The organism is Arthrobacter sp. MMS24-T111 (assembly GCF_054888995.1).
Genome location: NZ_JBTZRO010000001.1, coordinates 163,902 through 189,740, shown reverse-complemented (window position 1 = coordinate 189,740; position 25,839 = coordinate 163,902). Strand labels below are relative to the sequence as shown.

The window sequence follows — 25,839 nt, the reverse complement described above, 5'->3', positions numbered from 1 at the left end:
GGCTAGAGTGATTCCAGGCCACGGCCCGCGGGGCTGCACGCAACAGCACCGGCCCACCCGGCCGCAACGGAAAAGAGTTGGTCACCATGGCACTGGGAACCGTCAAATGGTTCAACGCTGAAAAAGGCTACGGCTTCATCACTGTTGACGGCTCCAGCGATGACATCTTTGTCCATTGGTCTGCGATCCGGGGCGAAGGCTACCGGGCCCTCGAGGAAGGCCAACGGGTGCAGTTGGAGGTCGGCGAGGGGGACAAGGGCCCGCAGGCGGAAAACGTCCGGCCCGCCGAGTGAAGCCGATGCACCGTCCCGCCGTCCGCACTGCCCTCGCCGTTTCCCTGGCGGCCGTTCTCGGCAGCACAGCCTGCTCCGGGACAGGCGGAAACGCCCGGGTGGAATCCGCCGAGGCATCCGGCGACGGCGTCCTCCGGGTTGGCCTGGTCCTGGACAACGCCGGCGACAGTGCCTTCCTGAACCAGCCACAGGTCGCCGCCGCCAAGCTGGCCGTCCAGGACATGAACGCGGCCGGAGGACACAAGGGCCGTCCCGTCGAACTATTGCCCGCACATCCGGAACAGGACACCGCCGGGCAGGCGAAAGCCCTGCTGGCGGCCAAGGCGGACGTGGTCATCGGACCCACCGACTCCAGCCACGCGGAGGCAGCCGTCGATGTTCTGTCCCGTGCGCACATACCGCTCATTTCACCGGCCAACACGGCTGCCGGCCTGACCGGAATGGCCAGCGGCGGCTACTACTTCCGCACCGCGGCGGCCGATGTCGCGCAAGGCCCGGTGTTGGCCAAACTCGCCAAGGACGCCGGGGCTGCCACCGTCAGCGTGCTGTACCAGGAAGGCACCTACGGCAAGGACCTGCAGGCCGCCGTCACGGAAGCGGCAAAGCAGTCCGGGCTTACCGTCCTTCCCGGTGCCGGCTTCACGACCGGGGACGCCGCCGCGGCGGCAAGCTCCATCGCCAAAACCAAGCCGGACGCCGTCGTGCTGATAGCCCGTGAGGGTGCCCAAGGCGCGCTGGGCGCGCTGAACGATGCCGGCATTGGCGGTTCACGCATCATCATGAGCGACGGCGCTTTCGCCCGGTACGGCTCCGGTCTCGGTTCCAAGGTCCTGGATGGTGCCCGCGCAGTGGTGCCGGGACAGCTGCCTTCAGCTGGTTTCCAGCAAAAACTCCTGGCGGTGGACCCGTCGCTGAAGGACGTCTCCTACGCTGCCGAGACCTACGACGCCGTGACCCTGGCCGCGCTGGCAGCGGCCCGCGCGCAGGACGACGCAGGCCGCTCGATCGCCGCCAACCTGATTCCGGTATCGGGCGGGACAGCGGCACCAGACGCCGGAACGGCCGCTGCGCCGTGCGTGAGCTACAAGGCGTGCCTGGGCGGCCTGGCTGCCGGTCCCGAGATCAATTACGACGGCGAGTCGGGCCCCATTGCCTTCGACGCGAACGGTGATATCACCGTGGCGTCCTTCTCCGTGTTCACTTACGGGCCGGACAACCTGCCCACTCCGAGCGGCCGGGAGAGAGCCGGACATCCGGGCTGATCGCCCTCGGCGAAGCGACCCCCGCCAGCTGCCCGTCCGGGGTCTTTTCGCTTGCACTCTCACCGGGGGAGTGCTAATTATGGAGTTAGCACTCTGACGTACCGACTGCTAAGCAACGCCCGGTTCCGGCCGGCCGCGCAAGGCACCGGTCGAAGAGCGAAAGAAACACCTCACTTCAGTGAGATCCCCAGCCGGAGGCATACAGAGGCCGCTGTCGAAGGATCGTCCGTCGCGGGCACTGCAGCGAAGGTTCATTCTTAACGACTGTCCCGAAAGGACTACTGCCGTTATGGCCAAGATCATTGCATTTGATGAAGAGGCACGCCGCGGCCTTGAGCGTGGCCTGAACACCCTCGCCGACGCCGTTAAGGTCACCCTCGGCCCGCGTGGACGCAACGTCGTCCTCGAAAAGAAGTGGGGCGCCCCCACGATCACCAACGATGGTGTTTCCATCGCCAAGGAGATCGAGCTGGACGACCCGTACGAGAAGATCGGCGCAGAGCTGGTCAAGGAAGTTGCCAAGAAGACGGACGACGTCGCCGGCGACGGCACCACGACGGCGACCGTGCTGGCCCAGGCACTGGTCAAGGAAGGCCTGCGCAACGTTGCCGCCGGCGCCGACCCGCTGTCCCTCAAGCGCGGCATCGAGAAGGCCGTTGAAGCTGTCACCCGCGAACTCCTGGCCTCCGCCAAGGAAATCGAAACCAAGGAAGAGATCGCGGCCACCGCCTCCATCTCCGCCGGTGACGACGAAATTGGTGCCCTCATCGCCGAAGCCCTGGACAAGGTCGGCAAGGAAGGCGTCATCACGGTCGAGGAGTCCAACACCTTCGGCCTGGAGCTTGAACTCACCGAGGGCATGCGCTTCGACAAGGGCTACATCTCCGCGTACTTCGTCACCGACGCAGAGCGCCAGGAAACGGTCCTCGAGGATCCGTACATCCTGATCGTCAACTCCAAGATCTCCAACGTCAAGGAACTGGTTGCTGTCCTCGAAAAGGTCATGCAGTCCAACAAGCCGCTGCTGATCATCGCCGAAGACATCGAGGGCGAGGCCCTGGCCACCCTGATCGTCAACAAGATCCGTGGCACCTTCAAGTCCGTCGCCGTCAAGGCCCCGGGCTTCGGTGACCGCCGCAAGGCACAGCTGGCAGACATCGCCGTCCTCACCGGCGGCCAGGTCATCTCCGAGGAAGTCGGCCTCAAGCTCGAGACCGCAGGCCTCGAACTGCTGGGCCAGGCCCGCAAGGTTGTTGTCACCAAGGACGAGACCACCATCGTCGAGGGTGCAGGCGACGCCGACCAGATCGCCGGCCGCGTATCCCAGATCCGCGCCGAGATCGAGAACTCGGACTCCGACTACGACCGCGAGAAGCTGCAGGAACGCCTGGCCAAGCTGGCCGGCGGCGTTGCAGTCATCAAGGCCGGTGCCGCCACCGAGGTTGAGCTCAAGGAACGCAAGCACCGCATCGAGGACGCCGTCCGCAACGCCAAGGCTGCGGTTGAAGAAGGCATCGTCGCCGGTGGCGGTGTTGCCCTCATCCAGGCCGGTGCCAAGGCATTTGCCAACCTGCAGCTTCTCCGGCGACGAAGCAACGGGCGCCAACATCGTCCGCGTTGCCATTGACGCCCCGCTGAAGCAGATCGCCTTCAACGCCGGCCTCGAGCCCGGCGTGGTGGTCGACAAGGTCCGCGGCCTGCCCGCAGGCCACGGCCTGAACGCAGCCACCGGCGAGTACGTCGACCTGCTGGCAGCCGGCGTGAACGATCCGGTCAAGGTCACCCGCTCTGCCCTGCAGAACGCGGCGTCCATCGCCGGCCTGTTCCTCACCACCGAAGCCGTGGTGGCAGACAAGCCCGAGAAGGCTTCTGCCCCCGCCGGTGGAGACGACATGGGCGGCATGGGCGGCATGGGCGGCTTCTAAGCCCACTGCCGGGACCTGTCCCGCTGACATGAAATGCGGCCCCCTCCGTTTGGAGGGGGCCGCATTTTGTGGTTCCGAGGGCTACTTCCTGGCGGAAGCCAGCATTCCTTCGACCTCCTTCTTGAAGGCATCCGCGGCTGCCTGCGGGGTCAGGCGGTCGTACAGTACTTCATCCGTGTAGCGCTTGATGACGTTCTGGACGCTGCCCGCACCCACCGGCGGGACCGGTGGCGAGCCCTTGATGTCCGGCGCTATGTCCTTGAGGAAGCCCACCACCGTGGTGTCAGCCGGCTTGAGCGAGGGAGTAATGCCCGCGACGATCGCGCTGTTGGTGGGCACGCCGCGGTCCGTCATCAGGATGCCGCCTGCCTCCGGACTGTTTGTGAGGTAGTCGATGAATTCAGCCGCCTGCTGCGGGTGCTTGGACCGGGACGAAGCCGACCAGAACATGGTGGGCTTGTAGTACATCCCGTTGCTTGCCGATGCGCCGCTGATGCTCGGTGCCCGCAGCATCTTGATGCTGCTGCCCGTGGTGGACTCCAGGGACCCCAGCTGGTTGGTCCACCACCAGGCCATGGCCACCCGGTTGGTGCCGAACAGGCTCTCCTCCAGCCCCGCGCCGGCGTCCTCGGTGGCGACGGTGGCAGGAGGACTGGCCTTTGAGTTGCGCTGGTCCTTGAGCCGTTCCCAGAAAGACGCGGCGGTCGCCGTCTCGAAACCGAGGCCCCCGTCACCCGTGTACAGGTCTTGTCCGTGCTGGCGCAGCCAGATGATCAGGTCTGCTTCGTTGCTGCCGTAGGCGGCGCCGTAGCTCTTCCCGTCACCAGCGGCGCTGATCTTGGCTGCGGTGTCCGTGAAGTCTTTCCACGTCCACGTCTTGTCGTCCGGCAGCGGAATGCCTGCAGCGTCGAACACCTTGGTGTTGGCCATGATGACGTAGGCATTCTGGCCGGTGCTGAGACCATACTGGGCGCCGCCATACTGGCCGGAGGCCAGGGCTTCCTTGTCCAGCTTCGAGGTGTCGATGCCGCTTTGCTTGGACAGGTCCATGAGCGCCCCGCGGCCGCCGTATTCGGCGATGTACTTCTGGTCCATCTGGATAACGTCCGGGGCATCATTGGCAGCTGTCTTCGTTGCCAGCTTGTCCCAGTAGCTGGCCCATTCGCCCGGCTCCGCCTTGATCTTGATGTTCGGGTGCGACGCTTCAAAGGCGGCGATGACCTTTTGGGTCTGGGCGTTCAGGTACTCGTTGCCCCACCACGCGAACCGCAGGGTCACCTGCCCGTTGTCCCCGAGCCGCCGGCGGCTCCGCAGCCTGTTGCCAGCAGGGAGAGCGCCATGGCGGCGGCGCCGAGCTGGAAACTGCGCCGGCTGAAGACTGGACTCGTCATTGATGTTCCTTCCGGATGTGTAACCGTGGGTCGATCCCACGTCATTGCGGGAAGCCCGACTGCGTGGGAAAGCGTTTTCTCATTGTGATTCTGCGATTGTTTCGCGAGCGGAAGGGGTGAGTCAAGAGTTTCGGTAAACGTTTTCCTGGATGATATCCAGGCTGGCGGCCACGGCACGTGCGGGAGCTGTACACCGTGCGGCGGACTGCCGAGATGGCCTGTGCCGCTGCGGTGGCGGCCCATTGTCGCTGGCTTCTGGCAGGATGGACCGGTGACGATTACTGCAGCGGCTGACGGTTCGGCCTTGGGAAACCCGGGCCCGGCCGGCTGGGCCTGGTACGTGGATGACAACTGTTGGCGGGCCGGTGGCTGGCCCCACGGGACCAACAACCAGGGGGAGCTGATGGCTGTCCTGGATCTCCTGCGGGCCACCGCGCATCTTCCGGGGGAGGACCTTCGCATCCTCTGCGACAGCCAGTACGTCATCAACTCCATTACCAAATGGATGCCCGGGTGGAAGCGCAAGGGATGGCGCAAAGCCGACGGGAAGCCCGTCTTGAACGTTGAACTGCTGAAGGAACTTGACCGCGAACTGGCAGGCCGGACATACACCTTCGAATGGGTCAAGGGTCATGCCGGCCACAGCCTGAACGAGGCCGCCGATGAACGCGCCCGGGCCGCGGCAACCGCCTACCAGCAGGGCGTGGCCGCCCGGTCGGGTCCGGGATTTCCGGGGGCGCACCATCCGGGCGCCTCCGGGCACAGCTTTGAGGCGCAACCGCAGGCTGGCAGTGGCCTCCAGCCGGCCACCCTCGACATCCCCGCCCCTGCACCCGCCCGCGCGGCCGCAGCCGGCCGCCCGGAGGCAGGCCCTACCCGTGCGGACACCCGCCCGGCCGCCGGTCAACGAGTCCCTGCAGCGGGAACCAGCAAGCCACTGGCCATGCCCCAACCGGTGTCGGCTTATGACGAGCTCGACCTGTTCAGCGAGTTGGACACGGAAGCCCAGGAGGTTGCGGAGGCAGCGCAGCAGGCCGGTGCGGTCGCGCCCGAGGCCCTGGTGGAGCAACTCGAACGTGAGCTGTTGGGCCCGCTGGTGCGCGGCGACATCGGCCGGACCGCAGTCCTCCTCCACCCGGACTTCATGGAAATCGGCAGTTCGGGAAGGGTGTGGACCCGGGATGCCATGATGATGGCCCTGGAGGAGGACCCCGGCGAACGGACCGACATCGAGGTTCTGGGCGCTGAGCGTATTGGTGCCGGTGTTGTCCTGCTGACGTATCGGAGCTTTGCACGCGCCGGAAGCACGCTGCGAAGCTCGTTGTGGGTCCTTGACGGCGAACGGTGGCGGCTGCGGTTCCATCAAGGAACCCCGGAAGCCTGACCTGTCAGCTGAAGCGCTGCGCGTTGCCCTGCTCGGCCTGGGCGTACGTGGCCGCGGCGGAGGCCAGGGCCGCGTTGATGGACGCCAGCGACGCCTCCACCCGGCCTTGGGTGATGGTCCACTCGGTGACCAGCGCATGGAAGTTGCTGGCCGCCGAGCCGCGCCACGAGCCCTGCAGCTCGTCCAGGCCACGCTTCATGGCCTGCACGTCAGCACTGATCCTGTCCACGGTTGCCTGTACGTTGGCGGACTTCAGCTGCAGTAGCTCGGTGTCGACGGAAATGATGCTCATGGCTATGCCTTTCGGTACGGCGGAAGACGCCTCCGGCCCGGCGGTTCCGGGCTGCTGAAACGAGCCTAGGCAGCCGCGCGGGCGGGAGTCATGGCCTGAGCCTTATATGTGGATAACCGAGCTGCCACTGCCTGCGCCACGCTGGGCGGCGCCCGCGTCCGCCGCTTCCTCCCCATCTACCGCGTCAGCTGCGGGTGCTTCGTCATGGTGCGGCAGGCTGACTACCAGCGTGGCCCCGCCGCCGTCGGTCTTCTCCACCCGCACTGAACCGCCGTGCGAACCGACGATGGCGGCCACGATGGCCAGGCCCAGGCCGCTGCCGCCCGTCTCCCGGGTACGGGACGTATCGGCACGGTAGAACCGTTCGAAGACCTTGGCCGCGTCCTCTTCGGAAATGCCGGGCCCGTGGTCCCGAACCTCGATGACGGAACGGGCCTCACCATCCGTGCCGCGGACCCCTACAGCCAGTTCGATGGGGCTGCCTTCCGGGGTGTACCGCAGCGCGTTGCCCACGAGGTTTCCCACCACCTGGCGCAGCTTGGCTTCGTCCCCGAGGACCGGGGCAGGCGTGGCCGGGCCGCCGCTAAGGCCCGCCAGCGAGATGGTCCTGGAGCGGTCGCTGGCCTGGGTGTCCACCATGGCGTCGTGGGCGATCAGCTGCAGGTCCACGGGCTTTTGCTGCAACGGCCGCTGCTCGTCCAGGCGGGCCAGCAGGAGCAGGTCCTCAACCATGGAACCCATGCGCTTGGCCTCGCTTTCGATCCGGCCCATGGCGGTGGCCACGTCCTCGTCCGTGGACAGGGCGCCATGGCGGTACAGCTCGGAGAAGCCGCGGATCGTCACCAGCGGTGTGCGGAGTTCATGCGAGGCGTCCGCGGCGAAGCGGCGCATCCTGGCCTCGGACGCGGTCCTCGCCGCAAACGCGGTCTCAATGTGCGCCAGCATGGCGTTCAATGAGCTGCTCAGCCGGCCCAGCTCGGTGGCAGGGTTCTCCACCTCAACGCGGCGGGAGAGGTCACCGGCGGCGATGGCGGCCGCTGTCTTCTCCACTCTCGCCAGGGGCCGGAACGAGCGCGATACCGTCCAACTCGCGATGAGGGAGGCCAACAGCAGCGTCAGCAGGCCCACCCCGGTCACCACCAAGGTGGCGTGCTTGAGGACGTCGTCGACGCTCGCCAAGGGCAGCCCGATGACCACCACGGCAGTCGTTTGGCCGTTTTGGACGGTCACCGCCACCACCCGCCAGCTTTGCCCGTCCGTCCCGCGGACCTGGAACGGGGCAAGCCCCCGGGCCAAGGCCTGGTCGACGGTGAGGGACGTGATGTCCGGGTGGTCGTCCGGGTCGCCGCCGAACGTGTAGGGCTGCTCGCCCGGGGCGAAGAGCATCAGCGAATAGTCGGTGGGGATGGGGCTGGGCGCCTGCAGCTGCGTGAACGAGCGCTGTTGCCGGGCAGAGTCGACGGCGGCGTTGAGTTTGTCGTCCACCTGGCCCTGGAGGTAGCTGTGCAGCAACGTGAGGGTGACGGCGCCGGTCACCGTCAGGGCCACGATGAGCAGGGCCATGATCATGGCCACCAGCTGCGACCTGAGCGAGGACGACTTCCACCGCTTCAACAAGGTCAGCGCTTTTCAGCCGTCCGCAGCACATAGCCCACGCCGCGCTTGGTCTGGATCAGGGCCGGGGCTTCGGGATCGATGTCCACCTTCCGCCGGAGGTAGGAAATGTAGGACTCCACGATGGAGGCATCGCCGTTGAAGTTGTACTCCCACACGTGGTCCAGGATCTGGGACTTGGACAGGACCCGGTTGGGGTTGAGCATGAGGTAGCGCAGCAGCTTGAACTCGGTGGGGGAGAGTTCGATGACGGTGCCGCCGCGGCGGACCTCGTGGGCGTCGTCGTCGAGCTCAAGGTCGTCGACACGGATGATCGCGTCGTCATCCAGCAGCGGCTGGGTCCGGCGCAGCACTGCGCGGATCCTGGCCACCACCTCATCGAGGCTGAATGGCTTGGTGACGTAGTCGTCGCCGCCAACGGTCAGGCCGGTCACCTTGTCTTCCGTGTCGTCCTTCGCTGTCAGGAAAAGGACAGGGAAGTGCTTTCCGGCGGCGCGCAGGCGGCGGGTAACGGTGAACCCGTCCATATCCGGGAGCATGACGTCCAGTACGGCCAGGTCAGGCGCCTGCGTGTCAGCGGCAGCGAGGGCGTCGCGCCCATTGGCTGCGGAGACAACTTCAAAGCCTGCGAACCGGAGGGACGTGGAGAGAAGCTCGCGGATATTGGGTTCATCATCGACGACGAGCAGCCTGGCTTCGGGACCGTTCTTGTTCATGCTCCCATCATGCTCCCAGTGTCTGGGAGTTGTCTGGATATTCGTTGTGAGCATGATGGTGAGGTGCTTGTGTTCACCAGCCCATTGTTCCCGGCTCCCCTTTGAAGGGGCCGACGATCCGCTGGGTGATCCAGCCGCCGTAGAATCGGCCAGGCTGCGGAAGCACGCGTTCACCGTCCACCTCGCAGTAATCCATCCTGCCCGCGTAGACGGCCACCCAGCCTGCCAGGGCCTCGAATCCGGACGACGGTTCGGGATAGGACCAGGCGGCGCCGTCGGCTTCCTCCCCGCCGCCGCGGACGGTCAGGTACTCGGCGGACCCCTTGAACTCACAAAAACTGCTGCCTGCCGCCGGTTCCAGTGACCCAGGCACGAACGCCGACCGCGGCAGGTAGTAGACCGGCGGATGGCTGGTCTCCAGGACGCGCAGTGAGTCGGTGGTGTCGGCGATCAGCTCACCGCCCAGGACGATCCTGATGTGTTCGGTACTGGGTTCGATCCGTGGCGGGCGGGGATAGTCCCAGACCGATTCCTGGCCGGGCCCGGGGACGGCGGGAATGATGCGCATGCTCATGCATCCAGTGTCCACCCGTTCGCCGGCTTGCGGCACACGCCGGCGGGAACCGAAATCAGGGTGAGAACGTTCAGCGCTCCATCTCTTTCGCCGTCAGGGGCTCGGGAATACAGTGTTGATTCCAGGGTTCCATCGCTCCTGCCCCATGTGAAGGGATTGACCATCATGACTGATCTGAGCGCATCTGAAAACACCACATCCACGGACCGCAGCATCCGCGACTGGGCGGACTTGGCGGAGGAAATGTGGTCATATCTCACCGGCAAGGGTGCCGCCATCAACTACCAGTTCGTGGACATGACCATCGAGGTGCCCCGCGACATTGGTCCTGACGCGCCGAGGGCCACCTGGAAGCTCAACGGCAGCCTGCGGGTCACCACCAGCGACAAGGACGCCGCCGGATCCGATCTGAACCGCGGCTGAAAGTCATGGCTGAGTACCGGTTGGATGTGGACCTTGACTTCTCCTTCTCGGATGAGTCCGGGGCAGTCACCCGGGGAAGTGCCAAGGCCGCCGGCACGGAGGTGACGGTATCCCTCGCGGACCTGGCCCCGTTGTCGGGAGGCGGGCTTCCGTCCCTGGACGAAGTGAAGCCCCTGGCCGAGGTGCTGGCCAGGAAAGGCATCAGTGTCCACGTTTCCGGTCCGGACGGAAACCTCATCAGCCTGGGAGCCGTGGAAAGTCCTGCATCGCAGCGGCTCGTCACCAGGTCCCCACATATCAAACTCGGGAAGCTCGGAACCCTCCTGCCGCTCCTCCGGCAGGGACGGCGCCGGCCAAAGGGCATTCCCCTGCTTCCGCCGACCACGCCGTTGCCGCTGCTCCCCACGGTGCGCCGGCGTATTCCCCGCCGCATCACCACCACCCACTACACCCGGGGGAGCGGCCGGCCGCGGCTCATCTTTGTCCAGGACGCAACCACCTGGACCGGCCAGGTCCCGCGTGAAGTGGCTTTGTCGGGCGAGGTCACCACGATCGGCAGCAGCCCGGAGTCCGATATCCGGCTCGAGGGCCTGGAGGGACTGCACGCGGAGATCAGGCACGACGAGCAGGACGAGTATGTCCTGGTGCCGCACGGCACCGTCAGCGGTAGCGTTGCCACCTCCGGTCCTTCCCTGCTCAGGACCGGCGCCCGGATGCAGATGGGCCAATGGTGCCTTGCGTTCTTCCGGGAAGAATTCGCAGACCACGGCCGGCCTTACGGCGGCCGGAGCGGTGGGGAACTGGCTTACGAGCGGCCGCAGTTCGATCCGCGCACGGGAACCATGGAACGCGACAGCTCGTACGGCGTGAGCTGACGGTGTGGAGGCTGCCGGACCCTAGCCGGCAGCTTCCACGTCCTTGGCGTCCATGATCCGGTAGGCATACCCCTGTTCGGCCAGGAACCGCTGGCGCTTCGCGGCGAACTCCTGGTCCAGGGTGTCGCGGGCCACCAGCGAGTAGAACCTGGCAGCCCGGCCGTCCTTTTTGGGCCGCAGCAGGCGCCCCAGCCGCTGGGCCTCCTCCTGGCGGGAACCGAACGAGCCCGATACCTGGATGGCCACCGAGGCTTCGGGCAGGTCGATCGAGAAGTTGGCCACCTTGGACACCACCAGGGTCTGCAGCTCACCGGTGCGGAACGCGTCAAAGAGCTTCTGGCGCACTTTCACCGAGGTGTCGCCCTTGATCACCGGTGCCTGGAGGCGCTCGCCGAGTTCGTCCAGCTGGTCAATGTACTGGCCAATCACCAGCAGCTGCTCGCCGGTGTGGCGTGCCACCAGCTGCTCCACCACCTGCGTCTTGGACTCGGAGGTGGCGCACAAACGGTACTTGTCGGCGTCATCGGCCATGGCGTAGGCAACCCGCTCGTCCTGCGGCAGGTCGACGCGGACCTCGACGCAGTCCGCCGGTGCGATGTAGCCCTGCGCTTCGATGTCCTTCCAGGGCGCGTCATAGCGTTTGGGCCCGATCAGGCTGAATACCTCGCCTTCGCGCCCGTCCTCCCGGACCAGGGTGGCTGTCAGCCCAAGGCGGCGGCGGGCCTGGAGGTCGGCCGTCATCCTGAAGATCGGAGCCGGCAGGAGGTGGACCTCGTCGTAGATGATCAGCCCCCAGTCGTGGCCGTCCACCAGTTCCAGGTGCGGGTAGATGCCGCCACGCTTGGTGGTGAGCACCTGGTAGGTGGCAATGGTTACGGGACGGACCTCTTTCATGGCGCCCGAGTATTCGCCCACCTCCTCTTCCGTGAGGGAGGTGCGCCTGATGAGTTCGTCCTTCCACTGTCGCGCGGCAACGGTGTTGGTGACCAGGATGAGCGTGGTGGTGGAACCGGTGGCCATGGCTGCGGCGCCCACCAGCGTCTTGCCGGCGCCGCAGGGCAACACCACCACCCCGCTGCCGCCCGCCCAGAAGTTTTCGCTGGCCAGGCGCTGGTAGGGGCGCAGCTGCCAGCCGTCCTCGGTGAGCGAAATCAGGTGCGGCGTGCCGTCCACGTAGCCGGCCAGGTCCTCGGCCGGCCAGCCGATCTTCAACAGCAGTTGCTTGAGCTGGCCGCGCTGGGATGCGTGCACCACCACGGTTTCGCCGTCGATCCGGGGCCCCAGCAGCGGCGCTATTTTCTTCGCCCTGATGACTTCCTCGAGCACGGGGTAGTCGTCGGTCCGCATCACCAGCCCGTGGCGCGGGTCCTTCTCCAGGCGCAGCCGGCCGTACCGCGACATGGTTTCTGCGACGTCGACCAGCAGCGAATGCGGGACCGGGAAACGCGAGTATTTCAGCAGGGCGTCCAGTACCTTTTCCGCATCCAGCCCGGCGGCGCGTGCGTTCCACAGTCCCAACGGGGTCAGCCGGTAGCTGTGCATGTGTTCCGGAGCCCGTTCCAGTTCGGCGAAAGGCGCGATGGCGTGCCGCGCTTCGGTGGCCAGCTCGTGGTCCACTTCGAGGAGGATGGTCTTGTCGCTTTGGACGATCAGGGGTCCGTCGGTCACGCGGGGAAGTCCTTTACTGCCGCAGTTCCTCGGCGGCTTCGATATCGATAATGCGGTGGACGGACAACACCCGTTCAGTTTCCTTGGCGGGATCGAACACCCGGACCCGTCCTCCGCTGACAGACAGCGGAACAACCACTTCCACGCTGGCATTCCCCAAGCTGTCCACCACGTTCATGTGGATCCGCTGCTTCAGCCGGATGGCCCGCTGCAGCGCCTCCAGCCCCAGCTGCGTGGCGGCTTCGCTGCCCGCGGCAGGTCCCGGGGAGTGTCCGACGGCGTCACGCGCCTGCCGCAGCAGGTGCAGCTGGGCATCCACGTCCTCCGCCGCAGGTGCCAGCCGCGGAGCGGTATAGACAGGGCGGAGGCTTTCCTGCGGGGAGGCAGCGCGGCGAAGGTGGCCGGCGGGTTCGGCGCCGTCCACCGAGGGGGAGAGGCCCAGGCTGTGGAGCGCGGCGGCAACGTCGCGTTGCGGGGCCGAGGACGCCACGACGGTGGGGGCAAGCCGGACCAGCCCAAGCTGCGCCGCTTTCGGGCCGGTCAGCAGCCCGGCGAGCATTGCCTCGTCGTCGCTCTGGATGAAGCTCGCGGCCTGCCCTACCCGCAGCCTGCCGTGCCGGGAGGCGGTGTCCTCCACCAGGTACTCCAACGGTTGCGGCACTGCGGTGGCCGAGTGCTCACGCAGGAAGCGCAGCAGGGCGGGGGCGTCGTAGCCGCCGTCGAGCGCCCGTTTGATGGACTCGGCGGAGAACCGGTAGATGGTGGCAGGTCCCTGCCCTTCGGCATCGGCCATGGCCAGCAGTTTTTCCGTGAGTGCGGGGGCCAGGTAGCCCGGCGCGACGGCGGTAAGGTCCGCCTGAAGCAGCACATGGTTCAGCGCTGCCGGGAGGTGCTCGCCAAGGATGGCCAGGGCGGCGTCGGGATTGTCTTCGGCGAAAGCGCTTCCCAGCTGGCTCAGCGCCCCGGATCCCACGAGGCCCAGCAGTTCGGCCTCTGCCAGGACGCCGCGGATCAGGGAACTGAACCGCCTGGCCATCCGCGGCTGTGACCATTCCGCCCGCTGGAGGACCGCGGCGGCATCGAGTACCGGGGCAGCGCCGTCCGGGGCTGATGCCTCGCACGTGAGTTCATGCAGGATTTCCAGGATGCGTTTACGGACCACCGGGGCATCGGGCCGCTGTGCTCCGGCGGACAATGCGGCGATGGTGGTACCCGACGCGGACCGGGCAGCAGGTGTGCCGGGCGATGTACTCACTGGTTGGCCCACCATTGAGGGGACGCGCTCGCTGGCCAGCCAGGCGTTGACCAGCCACAGCCATTGTTCCTGCCTCGGCAGGAGGAGCCACTCGAGCTGGGGCGGCTGCACCCAGCACGAAGAGTCGACGTCGAGGCGGATCAGGCCGGCCAGGCCACACAGTTCCAGAAGCCGCCCCACCGCGCCCTGGTCGATCCGCAGCTGTTCGGAGAGGCGGCGCATTTCGCGTACCCCCACCCCGCCGCTGCGCAGAGTGGCCAGCGGCTGGTCCCGGACGGCATGCAGCAGTTCGGAGACAAGCCGCAGGGTCTCCGAAATCGCGCTCAGGGCCGCGTTCCTTCGCAGTGCTGCGGTGGTGCGGCCGAGTTCGGGGACAGGGGGCGCAAGGGTGAAGTCGTCGATGATGGCACCGCCGCGGAGAGCCAGCCCCACGCTGTGCGGCAATTCGACGTGCGCGGCGTCGAGCGGGACCAGCAGGCCGCGGGCAAGGAGCCAGTCCACCGGGCCGACATCGGCCGGTTCCGTCAGGACCGAGGCCTTCCGTTGCGCCTGGGGGACGGCACCCATGGCCCAGTTCCGGAACCTGGCGAGGAGCGCCGTCGTCCGCTCCGGGGCTGCGGCGAGGATGTCCCGCAGCGCCTCCGGAGATGATGTCCAGTGCTGGAGGGCCAGTGCCGCTTCCATGGGTGTCGTGGCATCCTGGACGGCGAAGCCGCTGCGGTGCAACTCCGCAACCAGCGGTACTGCCCGTTGGGCGAACGCCGGCTGGAGGCGCACCAGTTCCGTGTAGCTGCGGCCCAGTCCGGCGGGGTAGATTCCCACCACGTCCTTGAGGGCGCCCGCCGGGAGGTAGAAGGCATGTCCGGATGTTGCGGGCGGGGCGCCGTGCGGTGGTGGGGCCGGGTGCACCAGGGCAAGTTCCTGCAGGGTGTCAAGGATCTGCTGGACGGTGGCCAGGGACGAACCCCGGATCAGTTTTTGCAGGCTTTCCGCGGACGCGCTGTGGCCGGTGTCGGTGTTGGTGCACAGATGCAGGGTTTCGAGCACCTGCATCTGGGGCCGGTTGAGCCGTTCAAGGGCGCGCTGGACGCTGACGCGCGAGCTCGCCCGCGCCGCGAGTGCCGCGAAGTCCGGCACGGCGGGGGAGATCAGGTCCGGCCGCGCGGCGAACAGTGCCCGCAACGAGTCGTCGCTGCGTGCCTCCAGGTCCTTGCCGAGCGCACGAATGAGGGACATCAGTCCAACGTTACCGCGGCTCCCGCCTTCCCGCCCGCCGCCGGGCGGCCACGCCATCGAGGACCAGCAGGAGCATCAGGATGAAGGCCACCGGGAGGCCGTACAGCGCCGAGTACGTGACCCAGGTGGGAGCGACGGACCCTGCGAAGGCAAGCGCCATGACCGTTCCCACCGCTACCAGGGAAAGGAGGGCAATAACAGCTGCGAGCACCATCAGGGGCCGGCGGAAACGCAAGGGTGTCATGGGGGTAACGCTACAGCGGCGTCCGACGTGCCGCTAAAGCCCGGGGCTGGCGCCCGGGGCGGAACAGTACGGCCGGAAGCATGATTAGGGCATGCGGCAGGATAACCTTGAAGCATACAGACCAACACGGTTTGCAGGGGCCATACCTTGAACCCGCACAACAATGCGGACGCGGTGGCACCTGGCCGTGTCTCATGACAGCAGAACGAAGAAGGTTGATTACGTGCCTACCGGCAAGGTCAAGTGGTATGACAAGGACAAGGGCTTTGGGTTCCTCGCGGGCGAGGACGGCCAGGAGGTCTTCCTGCCCAAGTCGTCGCTGCCCGAGGGTGTAACGGAGCTCAAAGCCGGCACCCGCGTGGAGTTCGGCGTCGCGGACGGCCGCAAGGGCGCCCAGGCACTGGGCCTGCGGGTGCTGGACAAGACTCCGTCCATTGCCAAAGCAAAACGTCCCAGCGCCAAGGACCTCGCGCCGCTGGTGCAGGACCTGGTTTCCGTCCTGGACAACCTCTCCGGGACGCTGTCCAAGGGCAAGTACCCGGACGGCAACAAGGGCAAGGCAATCGCGGCCGCCCTGCGCAAGGTTGCCGACGAGCTGGACGTCTAGGCGCCGATGAACCCCCAAGCTGAACAACCGGGCATGGCTCCACAGGAGCAGGCTGCCAAGGCTGCGCCAAAGCGCAAGGCCGGGGTTCCGGTATGGCGGACGGGCAAGCCTGACGCGTTCCTGGCGGCCGCTGTCGATGTTGCACGGGCCGCGGTTGAGGGCATCACGCCCCCCGCCACCATCGGGCCGCACCTTGGTGCCAAGAGCGAGGGCGACCGGCTGGTCACGCACTTGTTCGAGTCCCGCTTGGCCGGCTACGGCGGCTGGCAGTGGTACGCGGTGCTGACCCGCAACTCCCGTTCCAAGGTGGTAACTGTCGATGAGCTGGGCCTGCTGCCGTCTGAAGATTCGATCCTCGCCCCGGAATGGGTGCCGTGGGCCGAACGCGTGCGCCCCGAGGACGAGCAGCAGCAGGAACCCGAACAAGCCCGCCGGGACGAGGCGCCCGCAGCGGAGCAGGGGTCCGGGGATGAAGAAGCTGCCGACGACAGGGCGGAGCCTGCCGCCGGCGACGCGGAACCTGAAGACTAGGCGCGGAGTTCCCGCCACACACGAAAGGCGCCGCCCGGGAATTCCCGGGCGGCGCCTTTCGTGTGTGCCTGGACTACTTGCGGAGCTCGCCCACCACATAGTCGATGCTGGACAGCAGTGCCGACACGTCGCTGGGCTCGATGGCCACGAAGGTGGCGATGCGCAGCTGGTTGCGGCCCAGCTTCCGGTAGGGCTCGGTGTCCACGATGCCGTTGGCGCGCAGGACCTTCGCCACCGTTGCGGCGTCCACCGACTCGTCAAAGTCGATGGTGGCGATGACGTTGGAGCGCTCCTCCGGGTTGGCCACGAACGGGGTGGCGAACTCCGAGGCGTCAGCCCAGCTGTAAATGCGGCCGGCGGAATCCGCGGTGCGGGCAGAGGCGAAGTCCAGGCCGCCGTTGGCGTTCAGCCACTGGACCTGGGCGTCAAGGGTTACCAGGGTGGACAGCGACGGGGTGTTGTACGTCTGGTTCAGCCGTGAATTGTCGATGGCGGTCTGGAGGTCCAGGAAGTCCGGGATCCAGCGGCCGCTTGCCTTGATGGCGGCAGCGCGCTCCAGGGCGGCCGGGGAGAACAGGCCGAGCCAGAGGCCGCCGTCGGAAGCGAAATTCTTTTGCGGGGCGAAGTAGTAGACGTCGCTTTCGGCGACGTCGACGTCCAGGCCGCCGGCAGCGGAGGTAGCGTCCACCAGGACCAAGGCATCCTTGTCGGCGCCCGGCACCCGCTTGACCGGGGCGGCGACGCCCGTGGAGGTCTCATTCTGCGGCCACGCATAGACGTCCACGCCGGCCTCCGCCTGTGCTGCAGGTCGGGTGCCCGGCTCGGACTTGATGATCGAGGACGCTTCCAGGAACGGCGCTTTGTTGGTGGCGGAAGCAAACTTGGAGCCAAACTCCCCGAAGGACAGGTGCTGTGCCTTCCTGGACACGAGGCCGAAGCTGGCGATGTCCCAGAACGCGGTGGAGCCGCCCACGCCGAGCACCACCTCGTAGCCCTCGGGGGCTCGGAAGAACTGGCTGAGTCCTTCGCGGACGGAGCCCACCAGGTTCTTGACGGGGGCCTGCCGGTGGGATGTGCCGAGGATAGTCTTCGACGCGGCGGACAGGGCATCGATCTGTTCCGGCCGGACCTTCGAGGGGCCGGCCCCGAACCGCCCGTCCTGGGGCAGGAGGTTGGCGGGAATCGTGATGCTGGTGTCGCTCACAGGTGCTCCATTCGGCGGGGACGAAAGCTGTGGTTCGGGTGGTGGTGGCCGGGAGCCGGCCATGGCTGCAGTGCAAACCTCCCCCAATTCTGCCTGAAGCGCGCAGGGTGGCGGGAGCGGGCGGCGCCAATGTCCAGCCAATGAGACGCAGCAGGCCGTGGCCCCTATTCGGACTAAATCAAAATAGGCTAAACTCTTCCCGGACTACGTCGCGGGAAGAGGCGATACGGTGGGACAACGTAAGGTACTGCGCTCGAGGAGCTGAGCTGGATGACGGATCTGATCGACACTACGGAGATGTACCTCAGGACCATCCTGGAGCTTGAGGAAGAGAACATCGTTGCCCTCCGGGCCCGTATCGCCGAACGCCTGCGCCACTCGGGACCCACCGTTTCCCAGACCATCGGCCGGATGGAGCGTGATGGCCTGGTTGTCGTCTCCGGTGACCGGCACCTGGAACTGACCGACACCGGCCGCAAGCGTGCCACTGAGGTCATGCGGAAGCACCGGCTGGCCGAGCGCCTGCTGGCGGACGTGATTGGACTGGACTGGGCTTATGTCCATGACGAAGCCTGCCGCTGGGAACACGTCATGAGCGAACGGGTGGAGCGCCGCATCTACGAGATGCTGGACCACCCTACGGAGTCGCCCTACGGAAATCCCATCCCCGGCCTTGCCGCGCTGGGCGGCCAGCCCGGGCCCGGGTTCGGCGATGGCGCCATGAGCCTGGTGGAGGCAATGAAGGCCTACGGACCTGAATCTGCCGTGACCATCAGCCGGCTGGCGGAACCGATCCAGGTGGAGCCCGAACTGCTGACCCAGCTCGACGAGGGCGGTATCCGGCCCGGTGCGTCTGTCTCCCTTGAACGCGTCGGTGACTACATTTCGGTACGGGTGGCAGGAATCGAGGGCGCGCTGGAGCTGCCTCCCGAGGTGGCGGCGCACGTTTTCGTCGCCGTGAACCAGGCCTGACGCCGCCTTCCCATACCCCACCCAAGGGATTCCACGCAAAGATAACGGAATTGTTACCTAGGGTCTTAAGCCCTTATAGTGGAACGCAGCGTTGATACTTAAGCGTTACCTGATCCGGAGCCGAGCTCTGCCAGCGGGCCAGGTGTACGAGTCGTTACTGGCAGAGGCGGGGGAACCACAACCGGCAGCGGGGGACTGCCTTGGGGTGAAGTCCGTCAGCAGCAAGCCTCTCCAGTGAAGGATTCTTCCGGGAATACCCCTGTGTGGAAGTTTGCCCATGACGGACCGGGTCTTTGATCTCTCTGACCCGAATCCGACAGCTAACTCCGCAGGCTATTCCAGAGAGGAACCCTTCTTGACCATGCAGACCTCCCGGGGCCGCCGTCGCGCGGCGGGCCCCCCTGAGGCACCCCGGGTTGTCGAAGTAGCCGCTGCGGAGCGCCCCCGCGACCCGCAGCGGGATGCACGCCGGCGCCGGGGTCCCTTCCGGCAAATCACCGACTTTGCCGCGGCCAGCGGCATCGGCCAAAAGGCCGGCATCGCCCTCGCCGCCACCGGCCTGGTGCTCACGGTGACCATGCCCGCCACCAGCCCCGTCATGGCGACGGATGCGGCTGGCATTGCACCCCAGGCCGCCTCCGCAGTCAGCCCCCAGCCCCAGATTTCCGCGGATGTAGGCGCCCAGATCGACTTCAGCCGCTCAGCCGTCGTGACGCAGGCGGACCCCGACGGGAAGCTGAAGCAACTGCTGAGCGCCCAGTCGGCCGGATCGGTGACGCGTGCGGCATCCGCCGGGACCCTGGCCGCGCCGCTGGCCTCCCTCGTGACCGCGTCGCCCTTCGGCTACCGGGTCAGCCCGATTACCGGCGGCACCGGAGATTTCCACCGTGGACAGGACTTCGTGGCACAGTGCGGGACGTCCGTCCTGGCGGCCGCAACAGGAACCGTGACCTTCGCCGGCTGGCACCAGTTCGGCGGTGGAAACCGGGTGGTGATCGACCACGGCAACGGCCTGGAGACCACGTACAACCACCTCTCGTCCTTCAACGTCAAGGTGGGCCAAACGGTCTCCCGCGGCGAAGTCGTGGCGCTGAGCGGGACCACCGGCGCGTCCACTGGCTGCCACCTGCACTTCGAAGTCCAGGTCAACGGCGAAGTGGTCGATCCGATGGGCTGGCTGTAACCGTATGATTGCGCACTCTCAGATTCCGGTGACCCGCCGTGACCTGAATGTGACATTGAAGCAAAACTGCTGTACCGTCTAACTCGCGTCAACTTTTCCGAAGTTGACGCTCTTGAGTGGATTGCCTAACTCTGCCACCGCTCAAGGTCCGTTCGCATTTCATCGTCTGGCAGGGGCGGGGGAACCAATTTTGGCCTTCTGCATTCCGGAAGGCCTTGGGGTTAAGTCATGAGCTTCCCAGGAAGCGAAGTGGCCGGGTGACTCCCATCCGAATCCGACAGCTCACCTCGCAGGCATTGGGAGAGGCTACCTTCGTGTCTTCACGCCATAATTCTGCGCGCCACCGTGCGCAAACGGTTCGCGCCAACCCCTTGGACGCCATGTCCAAGGCCGTGAGTGCCAATGCCGGGACCGTGGGCCGCCAGGCTGCCGTTGTGGCAGCGGCTTCGGGCCTCATCCTGAGCATGGGCCTGCCGGCCAACGCCGCGGACACCACCGCCGGCATCTCGGCCTCCACGGAGTCCGGTTCTGCGCAGACCGCCCTTGCTGTCACCGCGGCCCCCACGGCCACCGTTTCCTTCGAGCGTCCGGCGGTCAAGACCACCGCCGCCCCGAAGGTGGAAGCCGTGCGCACCCAGTCCACCGCGTCCGCGGACCGCACCGCCACCGCTGCCGGCCAGGAGGCGTCCAAGGCCGGACAGGCAGTGGAGGCCGTTTCGTCCGCAGCCACCTCGGGCATCGCCGCGATCGCCTACACCGGCATCGGCCACCCCTACGTATGGGGCGGCACCACCCCCAACGGCTGGGACTGCTCCGGATTCGTCCAGTGGGTCTACGCGCAGGCTGGCATCAGCATTCCCCGCACGAACGCGTGGAGCATCATGACCCCCACCTCCACCCCGCAGCCGGGTGACCTCGTGGTCCAGAACGGCGGCGCACATGTCGGCATCTACGTCGGCAACGGCATGATGATCAGCGCGCTCAACCCGTCGCAGGGAACCATGCTCCACTCGCCGGCAGCCACCGGTACTTCCACGTACTACCACCTGAACAAGTAGTTCTTCGGCTCCACGCTCCAAGGGCTATTTCTTTGCCCAAAGCTTTTTCGCTAGAAACCAACATCCCCGTTCGGGACGCGCCGGCGTACCCCCAAGATGCCGGCGCATCCAACCCCCTCGGACAGGCCACCGCGGTCCAGAGGAAAACGAAAGAGAGAACTGATGACGACTCGTGCTACCGCACGGCACCGCGCCGAGGTCACCAAAACCAACTCGATCGCAATCATTGCCAAGGCTGTCAGCGACAACGCCGGCGGCATGGGCCGCCAGGCTGCAGTAATCGCTGCAGCTTCCGGCCTGGTCCTGACCAGCGGCATCGCAGCCAACGCTGCCGACACCAACGTCAAGCGCGACTCCGCTCCGGCCTCCGCCATGGAAGTTGAATCCGCCGTCGACGCTCCGATCTCGGCGGCTTCCACCATTGCCATCAGCTTCGAGAAGCCCGCCGTCACCACCACTCCGGCTCCGGCTCCCGAGCCCGCGGTTGCGGTGCAGGAAGCCGCTCCGGCTCCCGTTGCCCAGGCCGTTGCCGCTCCCAAGGTCACCGCCAAGGTTGCAACTGCCGATGCCACGGCTGCCCCCGCCGCCCAGGTTTCCGCCAGCGGCAAGGGTGCTGCCATCCTCTCCGCTGCCTACGCCCAGCTCGGCGTGCACCAGGACTGCACCATGCTGGTGACCAACGCACTGGCTGCTGTCGGCATCCACTTCCACGACTGGCCCGCCGGTTACCTGTCACTGGGTGACAGGGTGCCTGCTTCCCAGGCCCAGCCCGGCGACCTGATCTACTACGCCGACGGTGGTGGAGGAATGGCCCACATTGCCGTCTACGCCGGAAACGGGATGGCCGTCCACGGTGGCTTCAACGGCAATGACACCGTTGTGTTCAGCGCCAACGTTGGCTCCGGACCGGTCTTCATCCACGTCCGGTAACCATTACAGCCCGCCGCACGCGGCGGCGCCTGAGATTTGCCCGGAAGGACCCCTGCCATTGAGGCGGGGGTCTTTTCCGTTTAAGTCGCGCCATTCTGCGTGCACCCAGGCTTCCGCCACCGGGAGGGGGAGCCGGCCACGGCGAGTACCGATTACCTGATATTGCATTTCTCTGTTTACTCTTGTGATGTCGATCCATAGCCCGGACATGCCGAGGGCAGCCGGCCCTCGTGCCCCTGACGGGTGCGGCCGTGAAGAGGTACGTGCATGCGCACTCTCGTTCTGAATGCTGGATATGAACCGCTGGCGGTTATCACCTTCCGCCGGGCGCTGGTGCTTGTGCTCACCGGCAAGGCGAGCGTGGTGGCCGAGGGGGATGATCCCGTGGTGGGCCCCACCGACGTCCTGGGCCGCCCGTCCGTGATCCTCCTCAACCGCTACATCCGCCCCCGGTATAACCATTCAACGGCCGTCAGCCGCCGTGGTGTGCTTCGGCGTGACGGGCATAAGTGTGCGTATTGCGGAAAGGCAGCGCACACAATCGACCACGTCCACCCAAAATCGCGGGGCGGGGCCGATTCCTGGGAGAATCTCGTGGCTGCCTGCCTGCGGTGCAACAACGTCAAGGGTGACCATACCCCCGGCGAGATGGGATGGACGCTGCGCTTCGTACCGGAGCCGCCGCATGGAACCATCTGGCAGATCAAGGAGCTGGAAAAGCCAACCCCCGCCTGGGATCCGTTCCTGCTTCCGGAGCGCGCTGCCTGACAAGCGGCTTCCAGGCCGGTTGCTGTTCGCTAGGCTGGGTGGGTGCAAACGGACCCGTTGATCTTTGACGCCCTGATCCTGGCGGGCGGCCGGTCATCACGGCTGGGCGGCGTGCCCAAGCAATCGTTGGTCCTGCGGGGAAAAACCCTCCTGGAATGGACACTTGATGCCGCTGCCGGTGCCCGCCATACGGTGGTCGTGGGTGATGTTTCCGCCGGCAGCCCTCCGTCCGGCGGGGCTGCCGATGATGCCGGGGCCGCCCAGGCCCTGCCGCCAGGGGTCCTGTCATGCCGGGAGGAGCCGAAGTTTGCCGGTCCTGCCGCCGGGATTTCAGCCGGCCTCGCGGCCCTTGCCGAATGTGGGGGAGCGGCGCCCTTCACTTTGGTTCTTGCGTGCGACATGCCGCTGGCAGCCCGGGCGGTGGCGATGCTCCGGGACGCGGTGGAAGCAGCGGGCGATGGGCGTGGCGCCGTGGCCCGCTCGGCCGACGGCAGGGAACAGCCGCTGGCAGCCATTTATAACACTGATGAGTTAAAGATCGTGCGGCGATTTGTCCCGCCGTAACGCCCTGGTCAACGGCTCCGTGAGGTCGCTCCTTGCTAATCTGGACGTGCAGCTTGTCACAGTCCCGGCCGGGTCCACTGCCGACGTGGATACGTGGGGTGATGCTGCCACGCTGGGGATCACCGCCGGGAGCCAGCGTGCAGACTTTGACCAAAACGTGCGGAGCCAACGTGGGAGGCAAGTCGTGAAAAGCCAGGACGAAACGCTGGAGGAATGGTGCAGGGCCCTGCTCCAGGCGTACAAGCTGGAGGACGTCCAGGTGGACGTGAACGCAGTGCTGTCCCTTGCCGGGGTCGCGGCCCACGCCGTTGTCCGGCCGGCTGCTCCACTCACCACGTTCATCGCAGGCTTCGCCGCGGGGCTGGCCGCCGCACCGGGCAGGGAAATGGACACGGCGTCCATGGAAGCGGCTATGTCCGTGGCACGGTCCCTGGCTGCCGACTACGAGAATGAAGCTGCCGCCGGGACCCCCGGCGAATGACGGCAGAACCCCGCGACTGGCCGGAGGTCCCACCCGCCGACGACCCCGAAGCGCCACAGGGGACCGCCGGGCCCGAAACACCTGTACCGGAGACCACGGAACCGGAGACCGAAACCAGCCACGGGCACCACCTGGCGCACACCTGGGAAGAAGCCCGGCAGGCTGCGTTCGATGCTGCCACCCCGATCCCGCCAGGGCCGGTGCCGCTGCGCATGGCCCTCGGCCGCAGGCTCGAGCGGGACATCCTGGCACTCCAGGACATGCCGCACTATGCGTCCTCAGCCATGGACGGCTGGGCGGTCAACGGCAGCGGCCCCTGGATTCCGGTGGACCCCGGAAACCGCCTTGCCCCGCACCAGGCAAGCATCATCGTCACGGGAGGCCTGATCCCGGCTGGAGGCAAAGCGGTCCTGAGGACCGAGAATGCAGTTTTAGCCACGGACGACGAGGGACTCCCGCTGCTGATGACCGGCGGAAAGGCCCGCCCGGGGGAACCACGCGCCGGTGAGCACATCAGGAAAGCGGGCGAAGAAGCCCTGGAAGGGGAGGTCCTGGTCAAAGCCGGCGTGGACCTCAACCCCGCACACCTGGCACTGGCCGCACTGGCCGGACACGATGAACTCCAGGTCAGGGGCAAGCCCGTGGTGCGCCTGGTCCTGACAGGCTCCGAGGTGGTGGACTCAGGCACCCCCGGGCCGGGCATGGTGCGCGATACCTTCGGGCCCCAGTTGCAGGACGTCGTAGCGATGCTTGGTGGTATACCGGGCGGTCAGCAGCGGGTCGGCGACTCCTACGAGGAATGGCTGGCGGCGCTCGAAGACGTCGTGCCGGAGGTGCCGAACGCGCCGGACCTGCCGGCCGACGTCGTCATCACCACCGGAGGAACCGGGCGCTCGGGGACCGACCACTTCCGGCGGGCCGTGGCTGAACTTGGCGGCCGGCTGGTCATCGACGGCGTGGCCATGCGTCCGGGGCACCCCGCCGTCCTTGCCGAACTTCCGGACGGCCGCTTTGTCCTGGGCCTCCCGGGCAACCCGCTCGCGGCCATGATGGCACTGTCCACTGTGGGCGCCCCGCTCCTCGCCGCGCTGGGCCACGCCGCCATGCCCGCCGTCCAGGTGGTGCCGTGCGGCACCATGATCGAACCGGACCCGGGGCGCACCCGGCTGATGCCGTTCCGGCTGCTGTACGGCATGGCCTCGCCGGCCCAGCACACAGGACCCGGAATGATGCGGGGACTGGCTGCCGCCGACGGCGTCCTGGTGGTACCGCCGCACGGCGTGCAACTGGGGGAGCCGGTGCCGGCCTTCGCACTGCCCTGGGGCCCGCCCATGCCGCCGCCCGCGGACGCGGCGGCAAAGGCCAAGCCGCGAACCGCTGGACGGACCGGGCAGCCCAAGGGCAAGCCCGCACCCAGCGGCCCCGTGGACTGGAGCGCGCTGCTGGACTGAGCCGGGCGCCGAAAGTGCCATGATGGAGTCATGACGAGGCAGGCTGGAACATGGGACGCGTAACCCAGCGCCGAAAGGTGCACAAGTACGTACTGGATGGATCGCCCGGCGCCCTGGAGTACCCGGTCCGCCACCGCGAAGACGTCCTCGCGGTGGAGGAGCCGCTGGAAATCCGGCTCGGCAGGCTTTCCTACTCGGTAACCATGCGGACCCCCGGGGACGACTTTGACCTCGTGGCCGGATTCCTGGTGTCCGAGGGCGTCATCTGGGCTCCGGAGCAACTGGTATCACTGCGATTCTGTGCCGGCGAGGACGAGGACGGCGTCCAGACGTTCAACGTGGTGGAGGCCCAGCTGCGGCCCGACGTCAAGGTTCCGGATACCGGGCGGAAGGTCTACACATCCAGCTCCTGCGGCATCTGCGGAACCGACTCCATTGATGCAGTCCAAAAGTCCTCGCACTTCAGCCCGCAGTCGGATCCGCTGAGAGTCGATGCGGAAGTCCTGGCGTCGCTGCCCGGGCTGCTGCGGAAATCCCAGCGCCTCTTTGACGATACCGGCGGAGTGCACGCCGCGGGCCTCTTCAGGATTGGGGACGACGGCGAATCGCGACTCCTGTGCCTGCGCGAGGACGTGGGACGGCACAACGCCGTGGACAAGGTGGTGGGGTGGGCGTTGCGCGAAGGCCTCCTGCCGCTGACCGGCACCGTCCTGCAGGTGTCCGGGCGGGCGTCCTTCGAACTGGTGCAGAAGGCATCCCTCGCCGGAATCCCCGTCCTGGCCGCCGTCAGCGCACCGTCGAGCCTTGCCGTGGAGCTGGCCGAGGCCAACGGGCTGACCGTGGCGGGCTTCAGCCGGGGCACGAGCTTCAACGTCTACTCCGGTGAAACCCGGATCCTGCGACCGGAAGCCGCCGTCCCGCGGACCCAGGGGTAAACT

General features: G+C 66.8%; 24 protein-coding genes, 2 pseudogenes and 2 riboswitches. Of the genes and pseudogenes, 17 read left to right on the top strand and 9 right to left on the bottom strand.

Annotated elements, in window-relative coordinates:
* Positions 1–86: 86 nt before the first annotated feature.
* From ACX5I6_RS00870 to groL, 3 genes and pseudogenes are all read left to right on the top strand, one after another.
* The gene (locus tag ACX5I6_RS00870) at positions 87–293 is read left to right on the top strand and encodes a cold-shock protein (RefSeq protein WP_123059240.1); all 207 of its coding nucleotides are present in this window, start codon (positions 87–89) and stop codon (positions 291–293) included.
* Positions 294–298: 5 nt separating this feature from the next.
* Positions 299–1,555 (top strand): ABC transporter substrate-binding protein, encoded by a 1,257-nt coding sequence (locus ACX5I6_RS00865; protein ID WP_461839140.1) that lies wholly within the window; start codon positions 299–301, stop codon positions 1,553–1,555.
* 289 nt (positions 1,556–1,844) lie between these two features.
* Positions 1,845–3,480, top strand: a pseudogene (gene groL / locus ACX5I6_RS00860) (chaperonin GroEL).
* An 81-nt stretch (positions 3,481–3,561) separates the two neighbouring features.
* Here the strand turns inward: groL and ACX5I6_RS00855 are convergent.
* Positions 3,562–4,871 (bottom strand): annotated as a pseudogene (locus tag ACX5I6_RS00855) (ABC transporter substrate-binding protein).
* Between the two features lie 271 nt (positions 4,872–5,142).
* Between ACX5I6_RS00855 and ACX5I6_RS00850 the strand changes: the two are divergent.
* Complete coding sequence (locus tag ACX5I6_RS00850; protein ID WP_461839139.1) at positions 5,143–6,255, top strand: RNase H family protein; 1,113 nt, start codon at positions 5,143–5,145, stop codon at positions 6,253–6,255.
* A gap of 4 nt (positions 6,256–6,259) precedes the next feature.
* On the opposite strand, the gene ACX5I6_RS00845 is transcribed toward ACX5I6_RS00850, so the two are convergent.
* From ACX5I6_RS00845 to ACX5I6_RS00830, 4 genes are all read right to left on the bottom strand, one after another.
* The gene (locus ACX5I6_RS00845; protein WP_461839138.1) at positions 6,260–6,547 is read right to left on the bottom strand and encodes a WXG100 family type VII secretion target; all 288 of its coding nucleotides are present in this window, start codon (positions 6,545–6,547) and stop codon (positions 6,260–6,262) included.
* A gap of 102 nt (positions 6,548–6,649) precedes the next feature.
* Complete coding sequence (locus ACX5I6_RS00840) at positions 6,650–8,164, bottom strand: sensor histidine kinase (RefSeq protein WP_461839137.1); 1,515 nt, start codon at positions 8,162–8,164, stop codon at positions 6,650–6,652.
* A 2-nt stretch (positions 8,165–8,166) separates the two neighbouring features.
* The gene (locus ACX5I6_RS00835) at positions 8,167–8,877 is read right to left on the bottom strand and encodes a response regulator transcription factor (protein ID WP_018762141.1); all 711 of its coding nucleotides are present in this window, start codon (positions 8,875–8,877) and stop codon (positions 8,167–8,169) included.
* A gap of 73 nt (positions 8,878–8,950) precedes the next feature.
* Positions 8,951–9,451 carry a DUF427 domain-containing protein gene (locus tag ACX5I6_RS00830; RefSeq protein ID WP_461839136.1) on the bottom strand — a complete coding sequence of 167 codons (501 nt, stop codon included), beginning with the start codon at positions 9,449–9,451 and terminating at the stop codon, positions 8,951–8,953.
* A 165-nt stretch (positions 9,452–9,616) separates the two neighbouring features.
* Between ACX5I6_RS00830 and ACX5I6_RS00825 the strand changes: the two genes are divergently transcribed.
* Positions 9,617–9,874 (top strand): hypothetical protein, encoded by a 258-nt coding sequence (locus ACX5I6_RS00825; RefSeq protein WP_026264693.1) that lies wholly within the window; start codon positions 9,617–9,619, stop codon positions 9,872–9,874.
* A gap of 5 nt (positions 9,875–9,879) precedes the next feature.
* A complete protein-coding gene (locus ACX5I6_RS00820; protein WP_461839135.1) occupies positions 9,880–10,749 on the top strand; it encodes an FHA domain-containing protein in 870 nt (289 codons plus the stop codon).
* Between the two features lie 21 nt (positions 10,750–10,770).
* On the opposite strand, the gene ACX5I6_RS00815 is transcribed toward ACX5I6_RS00820, so the two are convergent.
* The 3 genes from ACX5I6_RS00815 to ACX5I6_RS00805 are packed head-to-tail and all read right to left on the bottom strand — an operon-like array spanning position 10,771 to position 15,152.
* Positions 10,771–12,417, bottom strand: coding sequence for a DNA repair helicase XPB (locus ACX5I6_RS00815; RefSeq protein WP_461839134.1), 1,647 nt, complete (start codon positions 12,415–12,417; stop codon positions 10,771–10,773).
* Positions 12,418–12,430: 13 nt separating this feature from the next.
* The gene (locus ACX5I6_RS00810; protein ID WP_461839133.1) at positions 12,431–14,908 is read right to left on the bottom strand and encodes a helicase-associated domain-containing protein; all 2,478 of its coding nucleotides are present in this window, start codon (positions 14,906–14,908) and stop codon (positions 12,431–12,433) included.
* A gap of 10 nt (positions 14,909–14,918) precedes the next feature.
* On the bottom strand, positions 14,919–15,152 hold the full coding sequence (locus tag ACX5I6_RS00805; RefSeq protein WP_026264694.1) for a hypothetical protein: 234 nt from the start codon (positions 15,150–15,152) through the stop codon (positions 14,919–14,921).
* Between the two features lie 223 nt (positions 15,153–15,375).
* Here ACX5I6_RS00805 and ACX5I6_RS00800 point away from each other — a divergent pair, with 223 nt between their 5' ends.
* The gene (locus ACX5I6_RS00800) at positions 15,376–15,759 is read left to right on the top strand and encodes a cold-shock protein (RefSeq protein WP_308932012.1); all 384 of its coding nucleotides are present in this window, start codon (positions 15,376–15,378) and stop codon (positions 15,757–15,759) included.
* 6 nt (positions 15,760–15,765) lie between these two features.
* Entirely contained in the window at positions 15,766–16,290 is a 525-nt protein-coding gene (locus tag ACX5I6_RS00795; protein WP_461839132.1) for a DUF3027 domain-containing protein, read from the top strand.
* A gap of 73 nt (positions 16,291–16,363) precedes the next feature.
* Here ACX5I6_RS00795 and serC read toward each other — a convergent pair whose 3' ends face one another.
* Positions 16,364–17,494: a phosphoserine transaminase gene (gene serC / locus ACX5I6_RS00790; RefSeq protein WP_461839131.1), complete on the bottom strand. Its 1,131-nt coding sequence runs from the start codon at positions 17,492–17,494 to the stop codon at positions 16,364–16,366.
* 270 nt (positions 17,495–17,764) lie between these two features.
* Between serC and ACX5I6_RS00785 the strand changes: the two genes are divergently transcribed.
* The 9 genes from ACX5I6_RS00785 to fdhD all read left to right on the top strand — a co-directional run bounded on the left by ACX5I6_RS00785 (position 17,765) and on the right by fdhD (position 25,836).
* A complete protein-coding gene (locus ACX5I6_RS00785) occupies positions 17,765–18,466 on the top strand; it encodes a metal-dependent transcriptional regulator (RefSeq protein WP_461839130.1) in 702 nt (233 codons plus the stop codon).
* A 118-nt stretch (positions 18,467–18,584) separates the two neighbouring features.
* Positions 18,585–18,815: riboswitch (cyclic di-AMP (ydaO/yuaA leader) on the top strand.
* A 12-nt stretch (positions 18,816–18,827) separates the two neighbouring features.
* A complete protein-coding gene (locus tag ACX5I6_RS00780) occupies positions 18,828–19,649 on the top strand; it encodes a M23 family metallopeptidase (RefSeq protein WP_109863882.1) in 822 nt (273 codons plus the stop codon).
* A gap of 128 nt (positions 19,650–19,777) precedes the next feature.
* Positions 19,778–19,959, top strand: a riboswitch (cyclic di-AMP (ydaO/yuaA leader).
* A 70-nt stretch (positions 19,960–20,029) separates the two neighbouring features.
* Positions 20,030–20,707, top strand: a complete 678-nt coding sequence (locus ACX5I6_RS00775) for a C40 family peptidase (protein WP_461841641.1) — start codon at positions 20,030–20,032, stop codon at positions 20,705–20,707.
* Positions 20,708–20,869: 162 nt separating this feature from the next.
* Entirely contained in the window at positions 20,870–21,637 is a 768-nt protein-coding gene (locus ACX5I6_RS00770; RefSeq protein ID WP_461839129.1) for an NlpC/P60 family protein, read from the top strand.
* 267 nt (positions 21,638–21,904) lie between these two features.
* Positions 21,905–22,405, top strand: a complete 501-nt coding sequence (locus ACX5I6_RS00765) for an HNH endonuclease (RefSeq protein ID WP_018762155.1) — start codon at positions 21,905–21,907, stop codon at positions 22,403–22,405.
* 42 nt (positions 22,406–22,447) lie between these two features.
* Complete coding sequence (locus ACX5I6_RS00760; RefSeq protein ID WP_461839128.1) at positions 22,448–22,969, top strand: NTP transferase domain-containing protein; 522 nt, start codon at positions 22,448–22,450, stop codon at positions 22,967–22,969.
* A gap of 184 nt (positions 22,970–23,153) precedes the next feature.
* Positions 23,154–23,450, top strand: coding sequence for a DUF6457 domain-containing protein (locus tag ACX5I6_RS00755; RefSeq protein WP_461839127.1), 297 nt, complete (start codon positions 23,154–23,156; stop codon positions 23,448–23,450).
* Positions 23,447–24,901, top strand: coding sequence for a molybdopterin molybdotransferase MoeA (locus ACX5I6_RS00750; protein ID WP_461839126.1), 1,455 nt, complete (start codon positions 23,447–23,449; stop codon positions 24,899–24,901). The genes ACX5I6_RS00755 and ACX5I6_RS00750 overlap by 4 nt, the downstream gene beginning before the upstream one ends.
* 50 nt (positions 24,902–24,951) lie before the next feature.
* On the top strand, positions 24,952–25,836 hold the full coding sequence (fdhD, locus tag ACX5I6_RS00745) for a formate dehydrogenase accessory sulfurtransferase FdhD (RefSeq protein WP_461839125.1): 885 nt from the start codon (positions 24,952–24,954) through the stop codon (positions 25,834–25,836).
* Positions 25,837–25,839 lie beyond the last annotated feature (3 nt).

Excerpts from the sequence above, each read along its gene's own strand:
- ACX5I6_RS00750 (WP_461839126.1), top strand. The coding sequence starts at position 23,447 with ATGACGGCAGAACCCCGCGACTGGCCGGAGGTCCCACCCGCCGACGAC.
- ACX5I6_RS00785 (WP_461839130.1), top strand. The coding sequence starts at position 17,765 with ATGACGGATCTGATCGACACTACGGAGATGTACCTCAGGACCATCCTG.
- ACX5I6_RS00810 (WP_461839133.1), bottom strand. The coding sequence starts at position 14,908 with ATGTCCCTCATTCGTGCGCTCGGCAAGGACCTGGAGGCACGCAGCGAC.
- ACX5I6_RS00765 (WP_018762155.1), top strand. The coding sequence starts at position 21,905 with ATGCGCACTCTCGTTCTGAATGCTGGATATGAACCGCTGGCGGTTATC.
- ACX5I6_RS00795 (WP_461839132.1), top strand. The coding sequence starts at position 15,766 with ATGAACCCCCAAGCTGAACAACCGGGCATGGCTCCACAGGAGCAGGCT.
- ACX5I6_RS00870 (WP_123059240.1), top strand. The coding sequence starts at position 87 with ATGGCACTGGGAACCGTCAAATGGTTCAACGCTGAAAAAGGCTACGGC.
- ACX5I6_RS00820 (WP_461839135.1), top strand. The coding sequence starts at position 9,880 with ATGGCTGAGTACCGGTTGGATGTGGACCTTGACTTCTCCTTCTCGGAT.
- ACX5I6_RS00770 (WP_461839129.1), top strand. The coding sequence starts at position 20,870 with ATGACGACTCGTGCTACCGCACGGCACCGCGCCGAGGTCACCAAAACC.
- fdhD (WP_461839125.1), top strand. The coding sequence starts at position 24,952 with ATGGGACGCGTAACCCAGCGCCGAAAGGTGCACAAGTACGTACTGGAT.
- ACX5I6_RS00775 (WP_461841641.1), top strand. The coding sequence starts at position 20,030 with ATGTCCAAGGCCGTGAGTGCCAATGCCGGGACCGTGGGCCGCCAGGCT.
- ACX5I6_RS00865 (WP_461839140.1), top strand. The coding sequence starts at position 299 with ATGCACCGTCCCGCCGTCCGCACTGCCCTCGCCGTTTCCCTGGCGGCC.
- ACX5I6_RS00830 (WP_461839136.1), bottom strand. The coding sequence starts at position 9,451 with ATGAGCATGCGCATCATTCCCGCCGTCCCCGGGCCCGGCCAGGAATCG.
- ACX5I6_RS00835 (WP_018762141.1), bottom strand. The coding sequence starts at position 8,877 with ATGAACAAGAACGGTCCCGAAGCCAGGCTGCTCGTCGTCGATGATGAA.
- ACX5I6_RS00845 (WP_461839138.1), bottom strand. The coding sequence starts at position 6,547 with ATGAGCATCATTTCCGTCGACACCGAGCTACTGCAGCTGAAGTCCGCC.
- ACX5I6_RS00805 (WP_026264694.1), bottom strand. The coding sequence starts at position 15,152 with ATGACACCCTTGCGTTTCCGCCGGCCCCTGATGGTGCTCGCAGCTGTT.
- ACX5I6_RS00780 (WP_109863882.1), top strand. The coding sequence starts at position 18,828 with ATGCAGACCTCCCGGGGCCGCCGTCGCGCGGCGGGCCCCCCTGAGGCA.
- ACX5I6_RS00825 (WP_026264693.1), top strand. The coding sequence starts at position 9,617 with ATGACTGATCTGAGCGCATCTGAAAACACCACATCCACGGACCGCAGC.